Annotated in this window: 6 protein-coding genes; 2 read left to right on the top strand and 4 right to left on the bottom strand. The window is 71.3% G+C overall.

Going from position 1 to position 7,048, the window contains the following annotated elements:
- The coding region (locus tag CWIS_RS14970; RefSeq protein ID WP_053071775.1) for a maleylpyruvate isomerase N-terminal domain-containing protein at positions 1-671 on the top strand (671 nt) is incomplete at its 5' end.
- A gap of 67 nt (positions 672-738) precedes the next feature.
- Here CWIS_RS14970 and pflA read toward each other — a convergent pair.
- The 4 genes from pflA to CWIS_RS14990 form a co-directional block, all read right to left on the bottom strand.
- Complete coding sequence (gene pflA, locus CWIS_RS14975; protein ID WP_048344130.1) at positions 739-1,629, bottom strand: pyruvate formate-lyase-activating protein; 891 nt, start codon at positions 1,627-1,629, stop codon at positions 739-741.
- 100 nt (positions 1,630-1,729) lie between these two features.
- Positions 1,730-4,003 carry a formate C-acetyltransferase gene (gene pflB / locus CWIS_RS14980; protein WP_048344131.1) on the bottom strand — a complete coding sequence of 758 codons (2,274 nt, stop codon included), beginning with the start codon at positions 4,001-4,003 and terminating at the stop codon, positions 1,730-1,732.
- Positions 4,004-4,157: 154 nt separating this feature from the next.
- Entirely contained in the window at positions 4,158-6,047 is a 1,890-nt protein-coding gene (gene dxs, locus CWIS_RS14985) for a 1-deoxy-D-xylulose-5-phosphate synthase (protein ID WP_048344132.1), read from the bottom strand.
- 39 nt (positions 6,048-6,086) lie between these two features.
- A complete protein-coding gene (locus CWIS_RS14990; RefSeq protein ID WP_048344133.1) occupies positions 6,087-6,674 on the bottom strand; it encodes a DUF4126 domain-containing protein in 588 nt (195 codons plus the stop codon).
- A gap of 75 nt (positions 6,675-6,749) precedes the next feature.
- On the opposite strand from CWIS_RS14990, the gene CWIS_RS14995 reads away from it, so the two are divergent.
- On the top strand, positions 6,750-7,048 hold a 299-nt coding region (locus tag CWIS_RS14995; RefSeq protein ID WP_048344134.1), incomplete at its 3' end, for an alpha/beta fold hydrolase.

Raw genomic sequence — 7,048 nt, forward strand, 5'->3', positions numbered from 1 at the left:
TGCAGTGGCCTGAGCTGACGTTCGTCGGGAACCTCGATCCCCGCGCCGCGGTGAGCGCCACCCGGCTGCTCGCTGGCCTGGTCGCCTGGCCTGAGATCACCCAGCGCTGGAACGACGAGTCCGCGTGCGAGGGCATGACCGTGGGCGCGCTGACCTGGCACCTGGTCAACCAGCCGCAGCGGATCGTCGAGACGCTGCTCGCGCACGACCGCACCGACTCGCGGCTGTCCGAGCCGATCCCGGTCTCGGAGCACTACGCCCAGGCGCTGTGGATCCAGCAGGACCTGGACGGCCCCGCCAACCGCGGCGTGCGCGAGCGCGGCGAGGAGCAGGCCGTGGCCGGCCCGCAGGTCGCCGCAGCCGCCGCGCAGGACGCGCTCTCGCGGCTCGACGCGGTCCTGACGACCGTCCCTCCCGTCGTCGTCGTCCCGTGGACGGGTGCGGCGCTGGCGATCGAGGACTTCGTGGCGACCCGGCTGCTGGAGATCGTCGTGCACTCCGACGACCTGGCGGCCAGCCTCGGCGTGCCCGTGCCGCAGTTCTCGTACGAGGTCTTGTCCCCGGTGCTCACGCTCCTGGCGGACATCTCCCTGCGCCGGCACGGTCAGGACGCCCTCGTCCGGGCGCTGTCCCGCCCTCAGCGCGCGCCGAAGTCCATCAGCGCGTTCTAGCGGGCACGACGGCTCCGAGCGTGCGGCACGCGCGCGCGGAGCGCCGCGACGCCCCGACAGGCGTCGGTCAGAAGACCTGCAGGCCCCGCGCGCGGAACTGGCCGCGCACGCGCTCGACGAGCTCGGGGCTCGGCGGCTGGGTGTCCTCGAGCTCGTAGCGCATGCCGAGCTCGGCCCACTTGTCGCGGCCCATCTGGTGGAACGGCAGGACCTCGACGCGCGTGACGCACTCACCGAGCGAGGCGACGTACTCCGCGACCGCCTCGACGTTCGCCTCGTCGTCCGTCAGCCCGGGGACGAGCACGAACCGCACCCAGACCTCGGTGTCACCGTGCGCGGCCAGCCGACGGCCGAACTGCAGCGTCGGCTCGAGCTCGCGCCCGGTCGCGCGCTTGTACGTCTCCGGGTCGCCCGACTTCACGTCGAGGAGCACGAGGTCGATGTCGTCGAGCATCTCGTCGGTGCACTGCGCACCGAGGTAGCCCGAGGTGTCGATCGCGGTGTGCACGTCCATGGCCTTGGCGCCACGCAGCAGGCGACGCACGTAGGCGGGCTGCATGAGCGGCTCCCCGCCGGAGATGGTCAGGCCTCCCCCGGTCGCCTTCATGACGCCGCGGTAGCGCTTGACCCGGGCGAGGATCTCGTCGGACGTCACGTCGGTGCCGCGACGCATCTCCATGGTGTCGGGGTTGTGGCAGTACAGGCACCGCAGCGGACAGCCGGACAGGAACACGGTCATCCGCGTCCCCGGGCCGTCGACGGCGGTGACGAGCTCCCACGAGTGCACCGAGCCGATCTCGCCGGCCCGCACCGCGGCGAGCTTGGCGGAGCGGTCCTCGGCCTCCGCGGCCTCGAGGCCCTCGGTGCCCGCACCCTGCACGCGCCCGTGCGCGCCACCGACGAGTGGCAGCCCGAGCTCGACGACCGGGGCGCCGACCGGCTCCGTGACCGTGCTCATCGTCGTCTCCTCTCGTCGTGCCGGGCTTGGGTGTGCGGGTCGAGCTGACCGTGGGGCGGAGCCGCTGCCTGCTCGCGGCGACTCCTCCCCACGGGGTGTGTCAGACCGCTCCGTGGAACGTGCGGGACAGGACGTCGAGCTGCTGCTCGCGCGTCAGCCGGACGAAGTTCACCGCGTAGCCGCTCACGCGGATGGTGAGCTGCGGGTAGTTCTCCGGGTGGTCCATGGCGTCCAGGAGCGTCTCACGGTTCAGCACGTTGATGTTCATGTGGTAACCGTTCGACAGCGTGTACGCGTCGAGGAGGCCGACGAGGTTCGCGACCTGCTCCTCACGCGTGCGGCCGAGGCCCGACGGCACGACCGTCGACGTGAGCGAGATGCCGTCCTGCGCCTCCGAGTACGGCAGCTTCGCGACCGACAGCGCGGAGGCGAGCATGCCGTGCGTGTCGCGGCCGTTCATCGGGTTGGCGCCAGGAGCGAACGGCTCGCCGCGGCGGCGACCGTCAGGCGTGGAGCCCGTGGCCTTGCCGTAGACGACGTTCGAGGTGATCGTCAGCACCGACTGCGTGTGCAGCGCGTTGCGGTACGTCGGGTACTGGCGGATCTTGCGCATGAACGTCTCGACCAGGTACACGGCGATCTCGTCGGCCCGGTCGTCGTCGTTGCCGTACGTCGGGAAGTCGCCCTCGACCTGGTACTCGGTGACCAGGCCGTCGGCCGTGCGCAGCGCCCGGACCTTGGCGTACTTGATGGCCGACAGCGAGTCCGCCACGACCGACATGCCCGCGATGCCGCACGCCATCGTCCGCAGGATCTCGCGGTCGTGCAGCGCCATCTCGATGCGCTCGTAGGCGTACTTGTCGTGCATGTAGTGCACGCAGTTCAGCGCGTCGACGTAGGTCTGGGCGAGCCAGTCCATCATCTTGTCGAACTTGGCCATCACGTCGTCGTAGTCGAGGAACTCGCCCTCGACCGGCGCGGACACCGGCGCGACCTGCTTGCCGGAGACCTCGTCGCGACCACCGTTGATGGCGTACAGGAGCGCCTTGGCGAGGTTCACGCGGGCGCCGAAGAACTGCATCTGCTTGCCCACGCGCATCGGGGACACGCAGCACGCGATGGCCGCGTCGTCGCCCCAGTCGGCGCGGATGAGGTCGTCGGACTCGTACTGCACGGCGGAGGTGTCGATCGACACCTGCGCGCAGAACTGCTTGAAGCCCTCGGGCAGCGCGTCGCTCCAGAACACCGTCATGTTGGGCTCGGGGGCCGGGCCCAGGTTGTACAGCGTCTGCAGGTACCGGAACGAGGTCTTGGTGACGAGCGGACGACCGTCCTCACCCATGCCACCGATGGTCTCGGTCACCCAGGTGGGGTCGCCGGAGAACAGGTTGTCGTACTCGGGGGTGCGCAGGAAGCGCACGATCCGCAGCTTGATGACGAAGTCGTCGATGATCTCCTGCGCCTGCTCCTCGGTGATCACGCCGGCCTCGAGGTCCCGGTTGAGGAACACGTCGAGGAACGTGGACGTGCGTCCGAGCGACATCGCCGCGCCGTTCTGCTCCTTCACGGCGGCGAGGTAGCCGAAGTAGAGCCACTGCACGGCCTCTCGGCCGTTGCTCGCGGGCTGCGAGATGTCGTAGCCGTACGAGGCGGCCATCGTCTTGAGCTCGTTCAGCGCGCGGAGCTGCTCGGAGAGCTCCTCGCGGGCACGGATGACGTCCTCGACCGAACGCTCCATGTCGAGGTCGGCCTTCTCGAGCTTCTTGGCCTCGATCAGGGCGTCCACGCCGTACAGCGCGACCCGGCGGTAGTCGCCGATGATGCGGCCGCGGCCGTACGCGTCGGGCAGGCCGGTGATGATGTGCGACGACCGCGCGGCGCGCACGTCGGGCGGATACGCGTCGAAGACGCCGTCGTTGTGGGTCTTGCGGTACTTGGTGAAGATCTCGGTGACGACCGGGTCGGCCTCGTAGCCGTAGGTCTCGAGCGAGGTCTGCACCATGCGGTAGCCGCCGTTGGGCATGATCGCGCGCTTGAGCGGCGCGTCGGTCTGCAGGCCGACGATGACCTCGTCGTCCTTGCTGATGTAGCCAGGGGCGTGCGACGTGATGGTGGACGGCGTCTTCGCGTCGACGTCGTAGACGCCCTTCTCGCGCTCCGCCGGGAACATCTCAGAGAGCTTCGCCCAGACGCCGGTGGTCCGCTCGGTGGGGCCGGCGAGGAACGACGAGTCGCCCGTGTAGGGCGTGTAGTTCCGCTGGATGAAGTCCCGCACGTCGACATTGTCGACCCAGGGTCCGGTCACGAACCCCTGCCATGCAGCAGGCATCGTCGCCTCGAGGTGGTCGGTGCCGGGTACGGCCGTCGTGGACATCTGCGCTCCTTGTGGAATCTGGTCCGATGACTTGAACCTACGGAGCAATTGGTGGGATGTCTCGGGACCTTCGACCTCGTGGGCCTGTACCGCAGGTCACACCCGGTGTCGGGTCCCGTGCCGGGTCCCGTCGAGGGCCCGTCCGGCGCGCCCGTCAGGCACGTGTGAGGGCCGTGACGACGTCGCGCGTGATGTCCTGCGGCGTCAGGCGCAGCGTCCCGACGAGCTGGTCCCGCGACGCGTGCGGCAGGAAGTCGCGCGGGATGCCGAACGCCTGGACCGGCGTCGTGATCCCGTGCTCGGCGGCGCGCTGCGCGACGTGCGCGCCGACGCCCCCGTCGACCAGCCCGTCCTCGATCGTCACGGTGTGGTCGTGGTCGCCGACGAGCTTGGTGAGCGCCGCGGGGATCGGCAGCACCCACCGCGGGTCGACCACCGTCACGGCCAGGCCGTGCGCCGCCAGGGCCTCGCCCACCTGCAGCGCGCAGCCGACCATCGCCCCCACCCCCACGACGAGCACGCGGCGCGCCTGGGCGTCGTCGGCGTCGTGCCGCGCCAGCACGTCGACACCGTCGACGTCCTCGAGTGCCGGGATCTCGTCGACGAGCGCGCTCTTGGGGTAGCGCACGACCGTCGGTGCGTCGTCCACGTCGACGGCCTCGCGCAGCGCAGCCCGCAACGTGTGCTCGTCGCGCGGCGCGGCGAGCCGCAGGCCCGGGACGATCGCGAGCATCGCCATGTCCCACATGCCGTTGTGGCTCGCGCCGTCGTCGCCGGTCAGACCGGCGCGGTCGAGGACGAACGTGACGCCCGCGCGGTGCAGCGCGACGTCCATGAGGACCTGGTCGAACGCGCGGTTCAGGAACGTCGCGTAGACCGCGACGACGGGGTGCAGCCCGCCGAACGCCATGCCCGCCGCGGACGTCGCCGCGTGCTGCTCGGCGATGCCGACGTCGAACACGCGGTCCGGGAACTCCGCGGCGAACGGCGCGAGCCCCACGGGCTGCAGCATCGCGGCGGTGATCGCGACGACGTCCGGCCGACGCCGGCCGATGCGCACGATCTCGTCGGCGAACACGCTCGTCCAGCCGAACCGCGACGGCGCGACCGGCAGCCCCGTCTCGGGGTGGATCACCCCGACGGCGTGGAAGCGGTCCGCGACGTCCTGCTCGGCCGGCGTGTAGCCGCGCCCCTTCTCGGTGATCACGTGCACGATGACGGGGCCGCCGAACGCCTGCGCGCGGCGCAGGGCTCGCTCGACCGCCTGCTCGTCGTGCCCGTCGACCGGGCCCACGTACTTCAGGCCGAGGTCCTCGAACAGGCCCTGCGGCAGGACGACGTCCTTGATTCCCTTCTTCAGGCCGTGCAGCGCGTCGTACGCGAGGCGCCCGGGCGGGCCGGAGCGCTTCAGCGTGCGCTTGCCCCACGACAGGACGTTCTCGTAGCCCTGCGTGGTGCGCAGCGTGTCGAGGTGCAGCGCGAGCCCGCCGATCGTCGGCGCGTACGAGCGCCCGTTGTCGTTGACGACGACCACGAGGCGACGGTCCTGGCCCTCCGCGATGTTGTTGAGCGCCTCCCAGGCCATGCCGCCCGTCAGCGCGCCGTCGCCGATCACGGCGACCACGTGCCGGTCGGAGCGGCCCTGCAGCTCGTTCGCCTTGGCGATCCCGTCCGCCCAGCTCAGGGCCGTGGACGCGTGCGAGTTCTCGACGACGTCGTGCTCGGACTCCGCGCGGCTCGGGTACCCCGAGAGCCCGTCGCGGCGCCGCAGCGCCTCGAAGTCACGGCGACCCGTGAGCAGCTTGTGCACGTAGGACTGGTGCCCGGTGTCGAACACCAGCGTGTCGCGCGGCGACTCGAACACGCGGTGCAGCGCGATCGTCAGCTCGACGACCCCGAGGTTCGGCCCCAGGTGACCACCTGTGCGCGAGACCTGGTCGACCAGGAACGTGCGGATCTCCTGCGCGAGCGCGTCGAGCTGACCGGGAGGCAGCGCACGCACGTCCGCGGGGGTGCGGACGCGCGACAGCAGCGAACGACTCACGCGTTCCTCCCACGTCCCGCCGGTGACTGACGTACCACTCTAGGACGCGTCGGGCCCGCGCGTCGCCGCACGGCGCCGTCGGCGGAACGTGACGAGCACGACGACGAGCGCGACGAGCAGCGCGAGCACGAGCAGCGGCACGAACACCGCGGCCAGGCTCAGGCCGAACGACGTGCCGTCCTCGATCGTCGAGACGACGGGCGCTCCCACGCCGAACGTGGTCGCGTTCACGGCCGGCCGCACGGTGGCCTTGCCCGCGTGGACGATCGCCGCGAGCACGACTCCGGCGACGAACGGCACCCAGGCGTTCTCCTGGACCCACGTGGACGACTCGAGGTCGGCCGCCGCCGACGTCGCGGCGAACACGATGCCCCCGGACAGCGGGCGGATCGCGGTCTGGATGGCGTCGTTGACGGAGTCCACCACCGGGACCTTGTCGAGGACGACGTCCGCGACGAGCAGCACCGTCCCGATGCCGATCGCCCACCACGACTCCATCCAGGTCAGCCCGCTGGGCAGCACGACCACGTCGGTGAACCGCGCCAGCAGCGCGACGACGAGGAACGGGATGTAGGCGTTCAGCCCTGCCGCCGTCGACAGTCCGATCCCCGTGAGTGCGACGAGCATGGCTGGACCCTACCGAGGCGTCACCCCGCGGTCGCGCCGTCGCGCGCCTGGAGCCCGTGCGCCCATACTCGCGGCATGGACGCCACGACCTCGGTGACGCTCGACCTGCCCGACGGCCGCACCCTGCGCGCGCACGCCACGACGGGCGACCCGGACGCGGGCGTCGTCGTGTGGCACCACGGCACGCCGCAGTCGGGGGCGTTGCTGGCGCCGGTCGTCGAGGCCGCCGCGCGGCGCGGGCTGCGGGTCGTGTCCTACGGCCGCCCGTCGTACGGCGGCTCGTCGGCCCGACCGGGGCGCGACGTCGCCTCCGCCGCCGGCGACGTCGCGGCGGTGCTCGACGCGTTCGGGATCACGCGCGCGGCGTTCGTCGG

Origin of the sequence: Cellulomonas sp. A375-1 (assembly GCF_001040865.1) — a bacterium.
GTDB classification, from domain to species: domain Bacteria; phylum Actinomycetota; class Actinomycetes; order Actinomycetales; family Cellulomonadaceae; genus Cellulomonas; species Cellulomonas gelida.

Coding starts and splice junctions, on each gene's coding strand:
- pflA (WP_048344130.1), bottom strand. CDS start 1,629: ATGAGCACGGTCACGGAGCCGGTCGGCGCCCCGGTCGTCGAGCTCGGG.
- pflB (WP_048344131.1), bottom strand. CDS start 4,003: ATGTCCACGACGGCCGTACCCGGCACCGACCACCTCGAGGCGACGATG.
- CWIS_RS14990 (WP_048344133.1), bottom strand. CDS start 6,674: ATGCTCGTCGCACTCACGGGGATCGGACTGTCGACGGCGGCAGGGCTG.